Origin of the sequence: Heliomicrobium undosum (assembly GCF_009877425.1) — a bacterium.
GTDB lineage: Bacteria > Bacillota > Desulfitobacteriia > Heliobacteriales > Heliobacteriaceae > Heliomicrobium > Heliomicrobium undosum.
This window is the reverse complement of record NZ_WXEY01000001.1, coordinates 1-17,379: the sequence shown is the minus strand read 5'-3', so window position 1 is coordinate 17,379 and position 17,379 is coordinate 1. Positions and strand designations below refer to the sequence as shown.

17 protein-coding genes are annotated in these 17,379 nt (G+C 55.6%); 15 read left to right on the top strand and 2 right to left on the bottom strand.

All coding sequences use genetic code 11. From position 1 onward, the window contains the following. Positions 1–339 precede the first annotated feature (339 nt). The 12 genes from GTO91_RS00085 (at position 340) to GTO91_RS00030 (ending at position 11,505) form a co-directional block, all read left to right on the top strand. Positions 340–1,125, top strand: a complete 786-nt coding sequence (locus GTO91_RS00085; protein ID WP_161253009.1) for a polyprenyl synthetase family protein — start codon at positions 340–342, stop codon at positions 1,123–1,125. A 165-nt stretch (positions 1,126–1,290) separates the two neighbouring features. After that, positions 1,291–2,031 (top strand): demethylmenaquinone methyltransferase, encoded by a 741-nt coding sequence (locus GTO91_RS00080; protein WP_161253006.1) that lies wholly within the window; start codon positions 1,291–1,293, stop codon positions 2,029–2,031. Positions 2,032–2,202: 171 nt separating this feature from the next. Next, positions 2,203–3,651, top strand: coding sequence for a menaquinone biosynthesis decarboxylase (locus GTO91_RS00075; RefSeq protein WP_161253004.1), 1,449 nt, complete (start codon positions 2,203–2,205; stop codon positions 3,649–3,651). A gap of 106 nt (positions 3,652–3,757) precedes the next feature. Then, on the top strand, positions 3,758–4,627 hold the full coding sequence (locus GTO91_RS00070; protein ID WP_161253000.1) for a UbiA-like polyprenyltransferase: 870 nt from the start codon (positions 3,758–3,760) through the stop codon (positions 4,625–4,627). 94 nt (positions 4,628–4,721) lie between these two features. Beyond that, the gene (gene mqnE / locus GTO91_RS00065) at positions 4,722–5,825 is read left to right on the top strand and encodes an aminofutalosine synthase MqnE (RefSeq protein WP_161252997.1); all 1,104 of its coding nucleotides are present in this window, start codon (positions 4,722–4,724) and stop codon (positions 5,823–5,825) included. Positions 5,826–5,827: 2 nt separating this feature from the next. Then, entirely contained in the window at positions 5,828–6,682 is an 855-nt protein-coding gene (locus GTO91_RS00060) for a menaquinone biosynthesis protein (RefSeq protein ID WP_161252994.1), read from the top strand. Beyond that, complete coding sequence (mqnC, locus tag GTO91_RS00055; RefSeq protein ID WP_407929505.1) at positions 6,672–7,841, top strand: cyclic dehypoxanthinyl futalosine synthase; 1,170 nt, start codon at positions 6,672–6,674, stop codon at positions 7,839–7,841. The genes GTO91_RS00060 and mqnC overlap by 11 nt, the downstream gene beginning before the upstream one ends. A 16-nt stretch (positions 7,842–7,857) precedes the next feature. After that, on the top strand, positions 7,858–8,631 hold the full coding sequence (tatC, locus tag GTO91_RS00050) for a twin-arginine translocase subunit TatC (RefSeq protein ID WP_161252990.1): 774 nt from the start codon (positions 7,858–7,860) through the stop codon (positions 8,629–8,631). Positions 8,632–8,894: 263 nt separating this feature from the next. Beyond that, positions 8,895–9,287 carry a bacteriohemerythrin gene (locus GTO91_RS00045; protein ID WP_161252987.1) on the top strand — a complete coding sequence of 131 codons (393 nt, stop codon included), beginning with the start codon at positions 8,895–8,897 and terminating at the stop codon, positions 9,285–9,287. Next, positions 9,284–9,964, top strand: a complete 681-nt coding sequence (locus GTO91_RS00040; protein ID WP_328793695.1) for a chemotaxis protein CheC — start codon at positions 9,284–9,286, stop codon at positions 9,962–9,964. Before GTO91_RS00045 ends, GTO91_RS00040 begins: the two co-directional genes overlap by 4 nt. After that, the gene (locus GTO91_RS00035; protein ID WP_161252985.1) at positions 9,951–10,430 is read left to right on the top strand and encodes a chemotaxis protein CheD; all 480 of its coding nucleotides are present in this window, start codon (positions 9,951–9,953) and stop codon (positions 10,428–10,430) included. Before GTO91_RS00040 ends, GTO91_RS00035 begins: the two co-directional genes overlap by 14 nt. 190 nt (positions 10,431–10,620) lie before the next feature. Further along, positions 10,621–11,505 (top strand): radical SAM protein, encoded by an 885-nt coding sequence (locus GTO91_RS00030; protein WP_328793694.1) that lies wholly within the window; start codon positions 10,621–10,623, stop codon positions 11,503–11,505. Positions 11,506–11,601: 96 nt separating this feature from the next. Here the strand turns inward: GTO91_RS00030 and GTO91_RS00025 are convergent, their stop codons facing one another. Further along, entirely contained in the window at positions 11,602–12,282 is a 681-nt protein-coding gene (locus tag GTO91_RS00025; protein WP_161252980.1) for a 4Fe-4S binding protein, read from the bottom strand. Positions 12,283–12,485: 203 nt separating this feature from the next. Continuing rightward, positions 12,486–13,865 (bottom strand): NAD(P)/FAD-dependent oxidoreductase, encoded by a 1,380-nt coding sequence (locus GTO91_RS00020; protein ID WP_161252977.1) that lies wholly within the window; start codon positions 13,863–13,865, stop codon positions 12,486–12,488. Between the two features lie 340 nt (positions 13,866–14,205). Here GTO91_RS00020 and GTO91_RS00015 point away from each other — a divergent pair, with 340 nt between their 5' ends. The 3 genes from GTO91_RS00015 to GTO91_RS00005 all read left to right on the top strand — a co-directional run. Beyond that, positions 14,206–14,349: a hypothetical protein gene (locus GTO91_RS00015; RefSeq protein WP_161252974.1), complete on the top strand. Its 144-nt coding sequence runs from the start codon at positions 14,206–14,208 to the stop codon at positions 14,347–14,349. A 261-nt stretch (positions 14,350–14,610) separates the two neighbouring features. Then, a complete protein-coding gene (locus GTO91_RS00010) occupies positions 14,611–15,882 on the top strand; it encodes an SIR2 family protein (RefSeq protein WP_161252971.1) in 1,272 nt (423 codons plus the stop codon). Further along, a partial coding sequence (locus GTO91_RS00005) for a helicase HerA domain-containing protein (RefSeq protein WP_161252967.1) occupies positions 15,879–17,379 on the top strand: 1,501 nt, incomplete at its 3' end. The genes GTO91_RS00010 and GTO91_RS00005, both read left to right, overlap by 4 nt.

Genomic DNA, 17,379 nt, shown 5'->3' with positions numbered 1-17,379 from the left:
AGAGCGGTAGCAACGCGGAGGGCAACACATGGAGGGCAGACATAAAAACGGGGAGCTCTAACAGGAAATCAAAAAAAGGTCAGGAAATAAATCCCGACGCGAAGGCGGGGCGGGTTGGAGATTTAAACGAAGGGCGAAGAAAGGCGTCTCATTCCAGAAAAAAGCTTCAACGAAAGCCTTACAAACCTTAGTGGATTGTCGGGCTTTGTTTTTTTTTATTATCCAGACATCTACTAGGGCAGGATTTTGACAGGTGTGCTAGAATTATATTATCGCTGCCGGCCGGAAAGGGGTGTTTTTCGTATGTCAATCAGAATGTGGGAGTCCATTTTACCTGAGTTGTCGAAGGTTCGGGCCCGTCTCGATGACCGGATGCCCGTGATCTCAAAACAGCACCTTCGCTTCATGGGATTGGGTTCCTATGATGTGCACAAGATGTTTCCGGCCATTCTGGTGTTGCTCACGGCGCGTATGTTCGGCGCCCCGAGCCAGCAGGCCAACTGCCTGGCAAGCGCTGTCCAGTTTATTCAGACAGGAACGGATATTCACCGCACGATTCCCGACGAAGGAAGAGGCCTTCGGCACCTGGAAAAGGCGACGATTCCTTTTTCCGTTCTTGTCGGCGATCTTTATTACTGCCAGTTCCTCTCCCTTCTCTGCGAAGGGGAGCTTCTGGAGTATTTGACGCCCATCTCCCGGACGGTGTGCCGCGTCCATGAGGGCGGCGTCCTCCGGAAAGAGTTGGTTGAACCGGGATTCGCTACCGATGAGCATATCACCTCGATGCGCGAGATGGAATTCGCCAGCCTGCCGGTATTGGCTTGCCGGGTCGCTGGTGAAATCTGCGGCGCTTCGCCGAGACAACTGGCCGCATTGGAGCAGTTGGGACGAGCAGTCGGCCTGTTGGCCGGATGCCGGATCCTGGCGGCCACGTCCGACGAGGTTGTTGAATGGCTGGATGAAGCGATGGAGGCGCTGCGGGCGCTCCCCCAAGGGGCGATGGCTGAGGCCTTCCGGGTACTGTTGTCCCAGTTGCATGGCGGCGTCCGGACGGACGGCTTGAAGTTGCCCTTGGAAAAGCCGATTCTCGAAGGCATCGTGAAACCCAGAGTGGTTGTCGTGTGAAGAAACGAACGACTCGATGAAGCCGCCGGATTGTCCGGCGGCTTTTCGACGTGCGCACCGAAGCCGCAAGCGATTATTTCGTTGAAGATGCGTCTCCGGTAATATAAAATAGCGGAGGAAGCGCAAGCTAAAGAACACAGCAAAAGGAAGGCGTGTGTTGACATAATGGCGGAGGAGTTCCGGTCTGCGGAAGAGAAGGAGCGGTTTATCCAATCCACCTTTTCCGCTATCGCCGCCCGTTACGATCTGATGAACCAGGTGATGACCTTCAATTCGGATACCCGCTGGCGGCGTAAAGCGGCATCGCTTTCCCAGCTTCCCGTCGGCGGCGCCGGCCTCGATGTCTGCTGCGGCACCGGGGAGTTGGCCCAGGCGCTCGCGGAGCGGGTCGGCGCGCGGGGGTCTGTTGTTGGCCTCGATTTCAACGCCGACATGCTGGCCGTGGCCCAGGAGAAGCAGCGGGAAGGGAAGCTCGCCAGGCAGATTGAGTTTATCCAGGGAAACGCCATGGAACTGCCTTTTCCGGACAACCGCTTCGACACGGCCACAATTGGCTTCGGTCTACGCAATGTGCCCGACTTTCGCCAGGTCTTGCGGGAGATGACGCGGGTAGTCAAACCAGGGGGCACCGTCGTTTCGTTGGAAACGTCGAAGCCGCAATCGTGGCCGATGAAACCGCTTCACGGCTTTTATGTGGACAGGCTGGTCCCAGTCATCGACCGCTTGTCAGTGGGGCAGCAGGGTCCCTATGCCTGGCTGGCCCGGTCGGCCCAGGCTTTCCTGCCTCAGGAGGAATTGAGCGCCGTTTTCCGGGAGGCCGGCCTGACAAAGGTCCGCTATCATAACCTCTTTGGCGGTGTCGCCGCCATTCATGTCGGTTTCAAACCGGATACCGCAACCCATTGACCCCCACCTGCGCCGGAGAGTCGTCCTGCCGTTTCTGAGGGCGATTTCTCCGTTTTTCGTTGTCTGCCGGAAAAAACGGGGGAAGCTAACATACGGGGAAATGAACATAAGGGGCGCAGACCTGCGGGAAGACGAACGGCAGAAAAGCAAAAATTGAGGAGGAATCATGTCTTGGCTTTTCGCGACATCCGTGAGTTTATCGATGAACTGGAGAAACGGGGCTGGCTGAAGCGGATCACGGCTGAAGTCGATCCCTACCTGGAGATATCGGAGATCACCGACCGGGTGGGCAAACAGGGCGGTCCGGCCCTGCTTTTTGAAAACGTGAAGGGATCGGACATGCCCGTCCTGACGAACACCCTCGGTTCTTATGAGCGGTTGCACCTGGCCATGGGCGTCAACAACCTCGACGAGATCGGCGACGAGATCATGAGCTTTTTGCAGGTTCCAGACGTGTCGGCCTCTTCCTTCTTCGACAAGTTGAAGGCCCTGCCGAAGTTGGCCCAGATCGGCAACTTTTTGCCGAAGACGGTGCGCACCGGCCCGGTGAAAGAGGTCATCGACCACGACCCAGACCTGACGAAGATCCCCGTGTTGACGACCTGGCCTGACGATGGCGGCCCCTTTATCACGCTGCCCATGGTCTTTACGAAAGACCCCGTTACCGGCAAGCGCAACGTGGGCATGTACCGCATGCAGGTCTATGATCGCAACACGACGGGCATGCACTGGCACCTGCACAAGCAGGGCGCCCAGCACATGGCCGACGCCAAAGGCAAGTCGAAGCGGATGGAGGTGGCCGTCGCCCTCGGCGGCGACCCGGTCCTTTCCTATTCAGCGACGGCGCCGCTGCCGCCGGGGATCGATGAGATGCTGCTGGCCGGCTTTTTGCGCAAGAGCCCTGTCGAGATGGTCAAGTGTGAGACTATCGACGTCGAGGTGCCGGCTCATGCCGAGATCGTCCTGGAAGGCTATGTCGACCCGGACGAACTGCGCTGGGAAGGCCCCTTCGGCGACCATACGGGCTACTACTCGCTGGCCGATGACTACCCTGTCTTCCATGTCACCTGTGTCACCCACCGCAAAAACCCGATTTACCCGGCGACAGTGGTGGGCCGGCCGCCCATGGAGGACAGCTACCTGGGCAAGGCGACAGAGCGCATCTTCCTGCCGCTGATGAAGCTGGTCCTGCCGGAAGTGGTGGATATGAACCTTCCCTGGGAGGGCGGCTTTCACAACCTGGTCGTCGTCTCCATCAAAAAGAAATACCCCGGCCATGCCCGCAAGGTCATGTGCTCCCTCTGGGGCATGGGCCAGATGATGTTTGCCAAGACGATTGTCGTCGTCGACGAGGATGTGAACGTCCAGGACATGAGCGAGGTCTGGTGGCGGCTCTTTAACAACATCGACCCGCGCCGGGACATCATGTTCGTCGACGGACCTGTCGACGCTCTCGACCATGCCGCCCCGCTGCCCCACTACGGCTCCAAGATGGGCATCGACGGCACCCGCAAGTGGAAGTCGGAAGGGCACAACCGCGAGTGGCCTGAGGTGATGGTCATGTCGCCGGAGGTGCGTGAGCGGGTGGCGCGACGATGGAAGGAATACGGACTCGATTAATCAGGCAGTAATCATGCAGAAACAGCATCATCGCGCTCAAACCGGCGCATCGGCGTAAAACCGGCGTAGGAATGATCGCGCCGCTTCCTCTCGGGAGGGTGACAACTTGTCGAATTCAACAAGCGCACTGGGACGGGTCGGCACGTTCCTGGAAATGATCAAGTTTGAACACACCATCTTCGCGCTGCCCTTCGCCTACATGGGCGCGCTATTGGCCCAGATCCGCGTCCCTGACTGGCCGGTCCTCTTCTGGATCACCATGGCCATGGTGGGGGCGCGGACAGCGGCCATGACTTTGAACCGACTGATTGACCGCCACATCGACCGGAAAAACCCGCGCACCGCCACCCGGGCCATGGCCCGTGGGATCATCGGCGTCGGAGAAGCCTGGATCTATGCGGCACTCAGTTTCGCTCTGTTGCTGTTTTCGGCGGCCATGCTCAACTCTACGGCCTTGCTGTTGTCGCCGCTGGCCGTTTTTGTGCTCGTCCTCTACTCCTATACGAAACGGTTCACCTGGGCCTGTCACTTCGTGCTCGGCCTGGCCCTGGGGGCCGCGCCCATGGGCGCTTGGATCGGCGTCAACGCAGCCGTTGACCCGCCGGTCGTCGTGCTGTCTTTCGCTGTCCTTTTCTGGTCGGCTGGTTTTGATGTCATTTATTCCTGCCAGGACGCTGACTTTGACCGCGCCCAGGGGCTTCATTCGATTCCGGCGCGCTTCGGGATCGCCCGGGGGCTGATGATTTCTCGGCTGCTCCATGTCCTGGCGCCGGCGTTGCTAGTGGCCGTCGGCCTCATGCTTGGCTTAGGGACCTTCTACTACGTCGGTGTAGCCATATCGGCCGGGCTGCTGGTCTACGAACATACCCTGGTGTCCCCCAATGACCTGAGCCGTCTTGACGCCGCCTTTTTCGCCATGAACGGCTACATCAGCATGACCATGTTTCTCTTTACCTTATTGGACATCTTTTTTTAGACGGACAAGGTTTCTCCACTCTTGATCGATGACCGGCAATGACGAACCGTTCCCGCCAGGCCTTGCCCGCGAATACTTGAACGGGGTGATACAGTTGGAAGATTTCTTTTCCCACAGCCCGCTGGCCGATCTGATTCCCAAGGTGCAGGCGGGGGAACGCCTGTCCAAGGAAGAGGGCTTGCGCCTCTTTGAGTCGAACGACCTGCTTGCCATCGGCTACCTGGCCGACCTGGTCCGCCGACGCAAGAACGGCGACAATGTCTACTTTATCAACAACCGCCACATCAACCCGACCAATGTCTGTGTCAACCGCTGCAAGCTCTGCGCCTTCGGCGTCGACAAGGGCACCGAGCGGGCCTACCTAATGGACCTGGAGACGATCGAGGAGAAGGTCCGCGAGTCCCTGGCGGCCAAGCCCTCGGAGATCCATATCGTCGGCGGCCTCGATCCCGACATCCCCTTCCAGTTCCAGGTGGACATGCTCCGGCGGGTCAAGGCGATCATGCCTGATACGATTATTCAGGCTTTTACGGCCGTCGAGATCGATTTCTTCGCCGAGCAGATAGGCAAACCGGTGCGGGAGGTGCTGGAGATCCTCCGGGAGGCCGGCTTGGACTCCTTGCCGGGCGGCGGCGCCGAGGTCTTCAGCCCCCGCGTCCGTGAGAAGATCTGCGCGAAGAAAATCCCCGGCGACCGCTGGCTGGAGGTGCACGGCGAGGCCCACAGGTTGGGCATGAAGACGAACGCAACCATGCTCTACGGCCATATCGAAACGTTGGAGGAGCGGGTCGACCACCTGATCCGCCTGCGGGAGCAACAGGACAAGACAGGTGGCTTTCTGGCCTTCATTCCGCTCGCTTTTCATCCGAAGAATACGGAACTGGAGAACATGGGCATCTCCCGCACGACCGGCTATGACGACCTGAAGGTCCTCGCCGTAGCGCGGCTGATGCTCGACAACTTCGACCATATCAAGGCCTTCTGGATCATGGTTGGGCCGAAGCTCGCCCAGGTGTCCCTCGCCTTCGGCGTTGATGACATCGACGGCACCGTGGTGGAGGAAAAGATCACCCACGCCGCCGGCGCCGAATCGGGCATGGTCATGACCCGCCGCGAACTGGTCGCCATGATCCGCGCCGCGGGACGGGTTCCCCTCGAACGGGACACCCTCTACAACGTCGTGCGCAGGGAGTTTTAACGATGATTCGTTTGGGACGCGTTGACTACTTGAATGTGCTGCCCATCTACTACGCCTTTGAATCAGGCGCCGTCCCCTTAACGGCCGAGTTCGTCCGCGGCGTTCCGGCCCTTTTGAATGAGAAATTCTTATCAGGCGAACTGGACATCACGCCCATCTCCTCCATCGCTTACGCCGGGCAACCCCAGGCCGGCTGGGTGCTGCCCGACGTGTCGATCAGCGCCGATGGGCGGGTCGCTTCCATCCTCCTATTTACGCGCCGGCCTGTCCGGGAACTGCGCGGAGAGACGCTGGCCGTGACCACCTCGTCGGCCACCTCGGTGGCGCTCCTGAAAATCCTCCTGGAGCGCCATTACGGCATCCGTTGCGCCCTGGCGCCGCAATCGCCTGATCTGGCTGCCATGCTGGCCGAGCATCCGGCAGCCCTGCTCATCGGCGACGACGCGCTGCAGGCGGCGGAGGCGTTGCGGCAGGGCGGCCTTGGCGGGTTGGGGCTTCATGACGTAATCGACCTGGGTCTCGTCTGGAAAGAGATGACGGGCCTCCCCATGGTCTACGCCCTCTGGGCCATTCGCCACGACTACGTCAAGCGTCAGGCTGGCGAGATCGACCGGGTGGCTGAGGCTTTCCGCCAGGCTCGGACCTGGTCTGACAAAAACCCGCAGGAGGTGCTCGTCGAGGCGCGGCGGCGATACGAGTTCCCTGAGGAATTGCTGCTGGACTACTTCCGGACGATCCGCTACGATCTGGACAACCTCTACCAGCACGCGGCGGAGACCTTTTTTGCCGAAGCGGCGAAGGTCGGCGTCCTGCCGGCGCCGGTGAAGTTGAAGGTGTGGGGTCAAGATGAAGGATAAAGAAAAAGGGGATGCCTTGACGCAGGAAAACTCCGGCGCGCAAGGAGATTCCTTCATGCGGGAAAATCTCTCGACAAGCGACGTTGCAAAGGGTTTGGACTGGCGGAGTATCCTGCAAAAGGCCCGTCGCGGCGAACGGCTCAGCCTGGAGGAGGGTGTTATCCTCTTGACAGAGGCCGACCTGCTTCCGCTGGGCGCCGTCGCTCGGGAGGTGAGCGAACGGTTGCACCCCGACGGCCGGGTGACCTTCGTCATTGACCGCAACATCAACTACACCAACATCTGTGTCACCGGTTGCCGTTTCTGCGCCTTCTACCGTTCGCCGGGCCACCCGGAGGGCTATGTCCTTTCTCAAGAAGCGATATTTCAGAAGATCGAAGAGACCGTCGCTGTCGGCGGCACCCAGATCCTGATGCAGGGCGGCATCCATCCCGACTTGGGACTGGCTTGGTTTGAGGACCTCCTGCGGGCGATCAAGGCCCGCTTTCCTATCCACATCCACTCCTTTTCACCGCCGGAGATCGTCTTTCTGGCCGAAAAAGAGGGCCTTTCCCTGGAGGCGGTCATCGGCCGGCTCCGCGCCGCCGGCCTCGACTCGATACCGGGCGGCGGGGCCGAGATCCTCGATGACCGGGTGCGCCAGGCGATCAGCCCGCGTAAGATCGGCTGGCGGCGCTGGATGGACGTGATGCAGGCGGCCCATCGCCTCGGTTTGCGCACCACAGCCACCATGATGTACGGCTCCGTGGAAACCCCCGAAGAGCGGGTCAGGCACATGATCCGGGTGCGGGAGGCTCAGGACGAGACAGGCGGCTTTACCGCCTTCATTCCCTGGAGTTATCAGCCAGATTATACCGATTTGGGAGGAACAGGCACGACGGGTGTCGAATATCTAAAAACTCTTGCCCTTTCTCGCCTGATGCTCGATAATGTTCCCAACATCCAGGCCTCCTGGGTCACCCAGGGCGCCAAGATGGGCCAGGTGGCCCTGGCCTTCGGCGCCAACGACTTCGGCGGCACCATGCTGGAAGAAAATGTCGTCCGGGCCGCCGGCGTAAAGCACCGCGTCCCGATGGACGAGATCGTGCGGGCTATCGGCGACGCAGGCAAGCGTCCGGCCCAGCGCGATACCCTGTACCGGATTCTCCGGGAGTTCTGAGGAGGCGACCGGCCCCATGACGGAATCCAATCACGAAGAAAAAACCATGCCTTTGACGGATCACCTGGAAGAATTGCGGACGGTGCTGATCTGGGCATTGGTGGCCGCAGTAGCGGGCACGGCTGTCGCCTACAACTGGAACCAAGAACTGATCGCCTTGCTGACGAAACCGATGGGCGATCTGGGGATCAAGCCTGTCATCGTCCGGCCGGCGGAAGGTTTTTTTGCTTCCGTCAAAGTGTCTTTTTTTGCGGGGCTGATCCTCGCCTCGCCCGTCATCTTATGGAAGATCTGGTCTTTCGTCATGCCGGCGCTCTATCCCCATGAGCGCAAGTGGGTCTACATCATCCTGCCCATCTCGGTCCTGCTGCTGGTGTCCGGCGTCGTCTTCGCCTTTTACACGGTCTACCCGATCGGAGTGACCTTCCTGATCACCTTTGGCGACTTCACGCCCATGATCTCCATCAGTGAGTACCTCTCCTTTGCGCTCTGGTTCATTCTCCCTTTTGGCCTTGTCTTTCAGATGCCCCTGGTGATCATGTTCCTCGTCCGCCTCGGTATCGTCGATCACCATTTCCTGGCCAAATACCGCCGGTACGCTATTTTGATCATGTTCGTCGTTGCCGCCATCTTCACGCCGACGCCAGACGTGATCTCACAGACCCTCATGGCGGCGCCCATGTACCTGCTCTACGAGATCAGCATCTGGATCGCCCGCTGGATCCGGCCGAAGAAAACCGCGGAGGCCGATGCCGCAGGGGAAGGCGCCCTCAGGCGCGATGTGCCGTAACGAGAACAGGGAAAATGCTTGGAACATGAATAAAAAAGCGAGCCTTTGCGGCATCGCTTTTTTTAATGAAAAGCCTTTCTCATCAGAGCCAGTCATCAACAGATCATTCGTTTTGCAGGCTTGTCTCACCGGATCTGAAACAGGTGATACAGAACCAAATCTAAAGTATGCTATAATCACAGTACGACGAATGAGGACTACAGAATGCCCGGCGTTACAACTTCAGATCCGGTTGATCAATGGAACAGGAAAGGAGTCGACCGATGAGAGTGGAGTGGACGGACGAGTTGTCCATCGGAATTGGCATCATTGACGATCAGCACAAGAAACTGGTGGAACGGGTCAACGCCTTTGTCGACGCGGTAGAATGCCGGGACGCCCGAAAGATCGAAGAAACGGTCAATTACCTGATCGGGTATACGATTCAGCATTTTGGCGCAGAAGAACTGATCATGCTCCGCAACGGCTATGACGATTTCAAGAAGCACCGGGAAGAACATAACTGGTTTATCAATATGGTCTATGACGTCAACAAGGAGTTGCTTGACAAAGGGTTGTCTCAGGAACGCCTGGGCCAGGTCCGCGATCTGCTGGTCAGTTGGATCGTCAACCATATCAAAGTCTCTGACAAGCGGATTGGCGAGGTCATCCGGTGACGACCGAGATAGTTGAGGTGAAATCCATGCAGGACCTTATCCGTGATATGAGCGACTTTCATCTCGATGTGCTGCGGGAAGTGAGCAACATCGGCGCCGGAAATGCGGCGACAGCGCTGTCGCGGCTGCTGGGCAAGCCTGTCGACATGCGCGTCAACCGGGTGCTTCCCATGCCCTTTAACGATGTGACCGAGTATGTGGGCGGCGCCGAAAACCTGGTGTCCACCGTGTTTTCCCGCATCGAAGGCGACATCGCCGGCAACATGCTCTTTGTGATGGGCGCTGCCGACGGTGGGGCGCTGGTGCGCGACGTGACCGGTGAATCAGGCGAGAGCGAGGAGCTTTCCGAGATGGCCCAGTCCGTGCTTCAGGAGGTGGGCAACATCCTCTCGGGCTCTTACCTGACGGCACTCTCTGATTTCACCGGTTTTGATCTGCGGACGAGCGTGCCCTCCCTCTGTGTCGACATGGCTGGGGCGATCCTGAGTTTTGGGCTGATGGAAACGGGAAAGAGCAGCGACTTCGCCATCCTGATCGACGCCGAGATCCTTCCCGGCGGGGAGAAGGGAAACGGAATCGCCCAGGGAACGACGGGTCACATCTTCCTGCTGCCCGACCCGGAGGCGTTCAGCAGAATCTTTTTTGCTTTGGGAGTACACCGCCATGGCAGTTATTAAAGTCGGCATCGCCGATTCCAACATCGCCAAAGCGCCCGATTCCATCTGCACGCTGGGCCTCGGTTCCTGCGTAGGGGTCACCCTCTTCGACGACGCGCGAAAAATCGTCGGCATGGTCCATGTGATGCTGCCGTCGACGGAACTGGCCCGGTCCAGCACCTACAAAAAAGCCAAGTTTGCCGACTCGGGCGTGCCGGAACTGGTCGACATGCTGGTCCAGGCCGGTGCTTCGCGAATGCGGCTGAAGGCCAAGATGGCCGGCGGCGCACGCATGTTCAGCTTTGAAGACAGCGCCAAGGGCATCGGCCAGCGCAATACGGAGGCCTGCAAGGATATCCTGCGCAAGCTCGGTATCCCCATAGTCGCCGAGGACACGGGAGGGAGCCACGGCCGGACGATTGAGGCCTTTCCTGATACGGGCGTTCTCGAGGTGAGGACGGTGTCTAAGCCGGTGATCCGGATTTGACCCGGCTATGTCCATAGCCAATCGAAGACAAACAGGCCAAGGGATTCTCACTTTCAGGGTGGGAATCCCTTTTGCGTTCGCATGCTTTGCCTTCCAACGGGGGATACATCCCTATATATCGATCTTTCGACCGGAAAAAGTGATCCATGCGGGATGAGTATTTTCCCGCAGAACAGGGGGATGGATCTCCGTGCGCCTTTCGATTGAACAGTTACGACAGCGAGCCCAAGGAGCCCACCGCATCTGGGAGAAGTGCCTGCTTTGCGGCCGTCGCTGTCAGACAGACCGCCGGCAGATGCGAGGCGCCTGCCGCGCCGGTGGGGAGGCCGTCGTGGCCTCTTACGGACCGCACTGGGGAGAGGAGGCGCCTCTCGTCGGCAACGGCGGCTCCGGGACCATCTTTTTTTCTTACTGTAATCTCGATTGTGTCTTCTGCCAGAATTTTGACATCTCTGTCGAGGCGGAAGGGGAGACGATGACGCCGGCGCGTCTGGCCGAAGTGATGATAGGACTGCAGGAGAGGGGCTGCGAAAACATCAACCTGGTCAGCCCGACCCACTATGTGCCGACCATTCTGGATGCCCTTGTCTTGGCTGTGGAGAAGGGGTTGACCCTGCCAATCGTCTACAACACAGGCGGCTACGACAGCATGGAGGTCCTCCAACTGCTTGACGGTGTCGTCGACATCTACCTGCCGGATTTCAAATTCGCCGACGACGACCTGGGTCGCCGCTACTGCGGCGTCCCTGATTATGGGACGACGGCCCGGCAGGCGATCCGGGCGATGCACAAGCAGGTGGGAAACCCTGTGCTGGATGATCGGGGGGTGGCTCAAAGCGGCCTGCTCATCCGCCACCTCGTCTTGCCGGGTCTTCCTGAGAACAGCCTGGACGTGATCCGCTTCATCGTCGAAGAGGTGGCCCCTGATGCCTGGGTGAACCTGATGGATCAGTACCGCCCGGAACACCGGGCCTCTGACTTTCCACCTTTGAACCGGCGGTTGAGCGGTAGGGAGTTCTGGGAGGTCTGGGAAAAGGCGCAGGAGATCGGGCCGCAACTGCATTGGCTGCAATAACGTTCCTCAAAAAGCTGCGATAAAGTGGAAAACGCCCTGCCGTTGATTTGCGGCAGGGCGTTTTCAGCTTTGGGGTTTATTTTCTTGTCAGCTTTTTTAGATCGTCTCCTGGGCGGGACGGCCTGTGCTCGATTCTACGCCGCTCCGCTTGATGACGCCGCGCGGGCAGGCGCCGACGCACTCGCCGCAGCGGATGCAGGCACCATCAGCGATGGGGGCGGTGTGGGTATCCTTGTAGCTGACGATGGGAATCTGCATGGGGCATTTGCGTTCACAGATCCGGCATTCTTTGCAATCCGAGGCAATGGTCATGGCGCCGGCGCGACCGCGGAGCGCCCCGAACCAGCTGGCCATGACGCCCATGGGGCAGATGACGCACCAGGAGCGGGTTTTGTAGAGGATGCCCAAGACAAGCCCGATGGTGCCTGAGATGATGCCCATGGTCACGAAGACGGAGCCGATTTTGTAGACGTCGCCACCGGTCAGGGTGAGCCGCCAGACGAAGACGGACATGAAGACGGCAAAAAAGATGTTGCGGGCGTGTTTCCATTTCAGCCAAGCAGGGACAGGTTTTTTCCGGTTGAAGGCGAGGAACTTGTCGTAGAGGAGTCCGCGGGGGCAGAGGCCGCCGCACCACTTGCGCCCAGCGACGGTGGAGAGGCCGATGGCGATCGCCATGCAGAGGGCCATTACGTAGCCGAAGAGGGGATAGTAGAGACCGAGGGAGAGGTAGGCCAGCGGGATGAGAAAGGCGATGCTCTTATATTTCTGTAGCACAGGATATACCCCTTTCATTTGATGTCGTCGATATTATAGCACCGTCATGCTTGTACTGTATAGGGGTAGGGGGTATATTTTTTGGGAACAATCTATCCGTTGAGGCCGCGAGTTTGCGCCCGCCGATGACAAAATCAAAACGCCGGATTGCGTCTTTGCATCCGGCGTTTATTTCCGTTTCGCCAATCAAATTTGTCTATGGATTACTGTTGCATCCGTTCCGCGATCACTCGGGCCACATGGACGCCGCTGGCGCTGGCCTGGGAAAGGCCGCGGGTCACGCCGGCGCCGTCGCCGATGGCGAACATGTTGGCGATCTGCGTCTCCAACTGATTGGTCAACTTCAGGCGAGAGCTGTAGAACTTCACCTCTACGCCGTAGAGCAGGGTGTCGTTGTTGGCCATGCCCGGCGCGATCTTGTCGAGGGCGTAGATCATCTCAACGATGTTGTCCAGGTGGCGTTTCGGGAGGACGAGGCTGAGATCGCCGGGGACGGCTTTCAGGGTCGGTTTGGTGAAGCTCTGGGCGAGGCGGTGTTCGTTGGTGCGGCGGCCTTTGACGAGGTCGCCGAAGCGCTGGACAAGGACGCCGCCGCCGAGCAGGTTGGAGAAGGAGGCGATCCGTTTGCCGTACTGGTGGGGTTCGTTGAAGGGCTCCGTGAAGCGGTTGCTCACCAGCAGGGCGAAGTTGGTGTTGCGACTGTGCAGCTTCTCGTCGCGGTAGCTGTGGCCGTTGACGGTGATGATGCCATCGGTGTTTTCGGCCACCACATAACCGTAAGGGTTCATGCAGAAGGTGCGAACCAGATCGCCGTACTGCTTGGTCCGGTAGACCAGCTTGGCCTCATAGACCTCATCGGTGATGTGCTGGAATACCTCGGCGGGGATCTCAACGCGGACGCCCACATCGACCTGGTTGTTGAAAAGAGACAGGCCCAGGTTCTTGCACTGGCCGGCAAACCACTCCGAACCGGCCCGGCCGGGGGCGGCGATCAGGTAGTCGCACTCGATCTTTTCGGGCTTGCCGATGTCCAGCAGGAAGCCCTTCTCTTTCGGGGTAATGGCGGACACGGGCGTCCGGAAAAGGAGGGTCACTTTTTTGTTGAGATATTCAAAGAGGCTCTTCAAGATCTGAAGGTTGTTCTCTGTGCCCAGGTGGCGCACCTTGGCGTGGAGCAGGTGCAGGTCATGGGCCAGGGCCTTTTTACCGATAGTGCTCTTCTCGGTGCTGAACAGATCGGAGGGCGCGCCGTACTGCAGGTTGATCCGGTCCACATGATCGATGAGGTCCATCACGTCCTGGGCCGGCAGGTACTCCTGGAGCCAGCCGCCGAACTCGGTGGTAAAGTTATACTTGCCGTCGGAGAAGGCGCCGGCGCCGCCGAAACCCCGCATGATGTCACAGGGGTTGCACTTCACGCAACGGGACGATTTTTTTTCAGCGATGGGGCATTTCCTTGCATAGATATCGCTGCCCGCTTCGAGGATGATCACACGGGCGGTCGGACAAGTGACGACAAGTTCGTAGGCTGCGAAAATGGCGGAAGGTCCGCTACCGATGATTGCCACATCATACTTGTTCATCTGGACAAATCCCCTCGCGTTTTTACTTGGCTATTGGCAAACCACCGGATATTATACGAGAGGTGATAGGAAAAGTAAATGACAAATTGCACAAGTTAACGAAATATTATTTTCCAGGGGAGTTCCGGCGCAGGCCCCGCCGGCTCCACGAGGGGACGGGCGCGGTGAGAGGGCCTTCGATGGGGGAGGATACAGTATTTTTCGAAAACGGGCTTACCATTTTTGCGAAAAGACTTGAAAATATTTCAGCGCCACCCTATAATAAAAGAAAGTTAACACATTCACAAAGTGGTGGACAAGAAAACACTGAACATGGGAATAAGACAAGGAGGCGCGTGAGATGACGCAAGCAGTAGTTAAAATGTTTCCCGCCCCGGAGATCGACCCGTTGCTGATGTGTGTGCACCAACCCCATGAATGTGTCCAGTGCGGCGGCTGCGGGTTCTCGATGCTGGAAACGGAAGTCCCGGCGGAATTGCATTGACAAAAAGCCTCGACGAAACATAGGTTCGAAAAATAGGCGCAACAAGCTTAACGCAGGGGGGAACACCTCCTGCGTTTTATTATTAAATAGCTAGAAAAAGGAAAAAAGAACCTGTTTAGGTGCGTTGTGACCAAATTAGTTATGGTATAATTTAAGAAGGGATTTATTCGGAACAACATACCATATTTTACTAAATGGCCGTTTCTCTTTCATGACATGAGGTAATTAGAACCGAATAAAAGAATTGGCGGTGAGGTTAATATGGAAAAAAAACTAAATTGGGATGCAGGGAACGTAATGAAAGTTAACCGAGAGGTCTGTTCCTTCGAATCGGGAGAATCCATTGAAGGCAATGATTATAGAAGGCATATCGAACCGTGGTTGTCAGCAATTTTTCAGAGCGAACATTTATCTTTATTGGTGGGTGCGGGTCTCACTACTGCCGTTACAGCGATGGCAAATTGTGCCGCGACAGGAATGGGGAGACTTCAGTTTGAATGTAAATATAAGGAGAACATTTCAAATTGGGCGGATCAGGCTGCTGGATTGATGGGACGCGGTGAAGCTAATTTTGAGGATGATCTCAGGACGGCGATTGAGCTGCTTAAGGGACTGAAAATAGCGGGAAGTGATGATGCACCGGAGCTGGAGGAAAGAATTAATTCAATTCTTAAAAATTTCATTACAAGTATACTAGGGACCGAACGTACATTTATAGAAAAAAACGATGACCTAGCACTTAGTTATTTAAAATCATTTCTAATTAGTTTCTCAAGCCGAACTGCATCACGAGACAGACTCAATATCTTCACAACCAATTATGATCGTTTTATTGAGTATGGTTGTGATATGGCTGGCATTATCACCATTGATAGATTTATTGGAAGAATCAAACCTATTTTCAGAACAACTAAATTAGAGTTAGATTATCATTATAACCCTCCGGGAATACGTGGGGAACCTCGGTATGTTGAGGGTGTAGCGAGAATTACAAAGCTGCATGGTTCAATCGATTGGAGATTCGAAAACGGTCAAATCATTAAGGTCCCGATCGGTTTTGGACAAACAGCGGACGATACCTTTAATGGTCCAGAGCAGTTGGTGATTTACCCCAATTCGGCAAAGGATATTGAAACAGCTTTTTATCCGTACGCAGAATTGTTTAGGGATCTTTCGTACGCCGTATGCAGGCCTAACTCAGTTTTGGTAACTTACGGATACAGCTTCGGTGATTCGCATATAAATCGGATTATTCAGGACATGCTTACAATTCCATCGACACACATTGTAATCATCGCTTTTGACGATCGAACTAAGCGAATAAAGCAATTTTACCAAAAAAATAATCCTGCACAGATCACCCTTCTGATCGGGAATCATTTTGGTAATTTAAAGACCTTAGTCGAATATTATCTTCCTAAAGCAGCCATAGATCGAATTTCTATAAAAAGTCAACAGCTTAAGGAGAAACGCGGAGATATCCCACCTCGCACAAAGTCAGACGAAGAGGAAGCCGGGGTGAGTGAAGCATGAGCAACATTTTAGATTACGACCAACTGCGAAATTTAACCATCGGTACTGTGGACTTTGTTTCTCCCATAGAAATAAAGGTTTCACTAGATACTACAGCGCCAATCAATACAGCGATTAATACGGGAACCCCGACTCTGTTTCCCAGGATTAACGGGTTTGCGCTCGTTCCTAATGAAGCGGGCGCACTTGTTGGAATGATTTCCTGGGTGGGAATAGAACATTCCCAGTTTCCCAAAAGGCAAGGCCTAAAAGACTTTGATATAATAGATTTACCTTTTCCTCAACGAAAAATGAGTTTAAACCCTCTCGGTATCCTTAAATATCATGAGAAAAAGGGCTATATTTTAGACAGGGGTGTATATTCCTATCCCTGCGTAGGCGATGTTGTAGTATTGCCTACACAAGAACAACTAGAAGCGATCGTTGAAAATCGAGATAAAAATGCTGAAGTGGTAATAGGCTACGCGCCGATAGCAGCGAATGCGCCCGTCAAAGTGGATCCCGACAAGTTGTTTGGTCGTCATTTAGCCGTCCTGGGTAATACAGGCAGCGGGAAATCCTGTTCGGTTGCAGGACTGATTCGGTGGTCCTTAGAGGCGGCAAAAGAAGTAAAAGGTGACGAGTCGGCTCTTAACGCTAGGTTTATTATTTTGGATCCTAATGGTGAGTATTCAAAGACATTTGATGACATTTGCACGAATGTTAGGAAGTATACGGTAAAGATTAGTGAAGATGAGGAAGGATTTAAACAATTACGTGTCCCTGCCTGGATGTGGAATAGTTTTGAGTGGAGTTCAATATCTCAAGCAAGTGGAAAAACTCAAGGACCGCTATTAAGACGAGCTCTGCGTGAAATCAGAAATGGTTCCAACCAATTAGTAGAAGATTGTTCTCTTGAATTAAGGCGTCACTTTTCCAGCTGTTTAGTTTCTTTAATAAATGACTTAAATATGGGTGCCTTATCCTATGTAGATAAAAAGGGGGATTTCGGTAAAAAGGTTCAAGAATTTGCAAATGATGCAGATTATTTTTCATCAAAAGCCTATTATGACCAAACTGTCAAAAGCAACCTCCAATTATTAAAAACAAATTTGGAGGCTGTTGCTAATTCTAAGTTTAGGTCATTTCAGAGGAATGGAGAAATCATAAAATTCTACGATGCCTTTAATAGAAGAGATGTTGAATTATGTATAAGTGCAGTGAAAAGTTTTCTTGGAACAGTGGGCGGGACTCTGAGATATGAAGGCCCTGATGAAGATTCGCCAGTTTATTTTAATGGGGAAGACCTTCCTAATCATATTGAGCGGCTTGCTCAAGAGCAAAATGTTTCGCAGTTTTTAGATTTTTTGATTATGCGGATACGAACCATGCTAGCCGACGTTAGAATGGGATCGATAATCGGTACACAACCACCCATCTCCTTAGAGGGGTGGTTAAATGACTATATTGGAGAAAGCGAATCGACCAACGGAGAGATTGCCGTCATTGATTTATCAA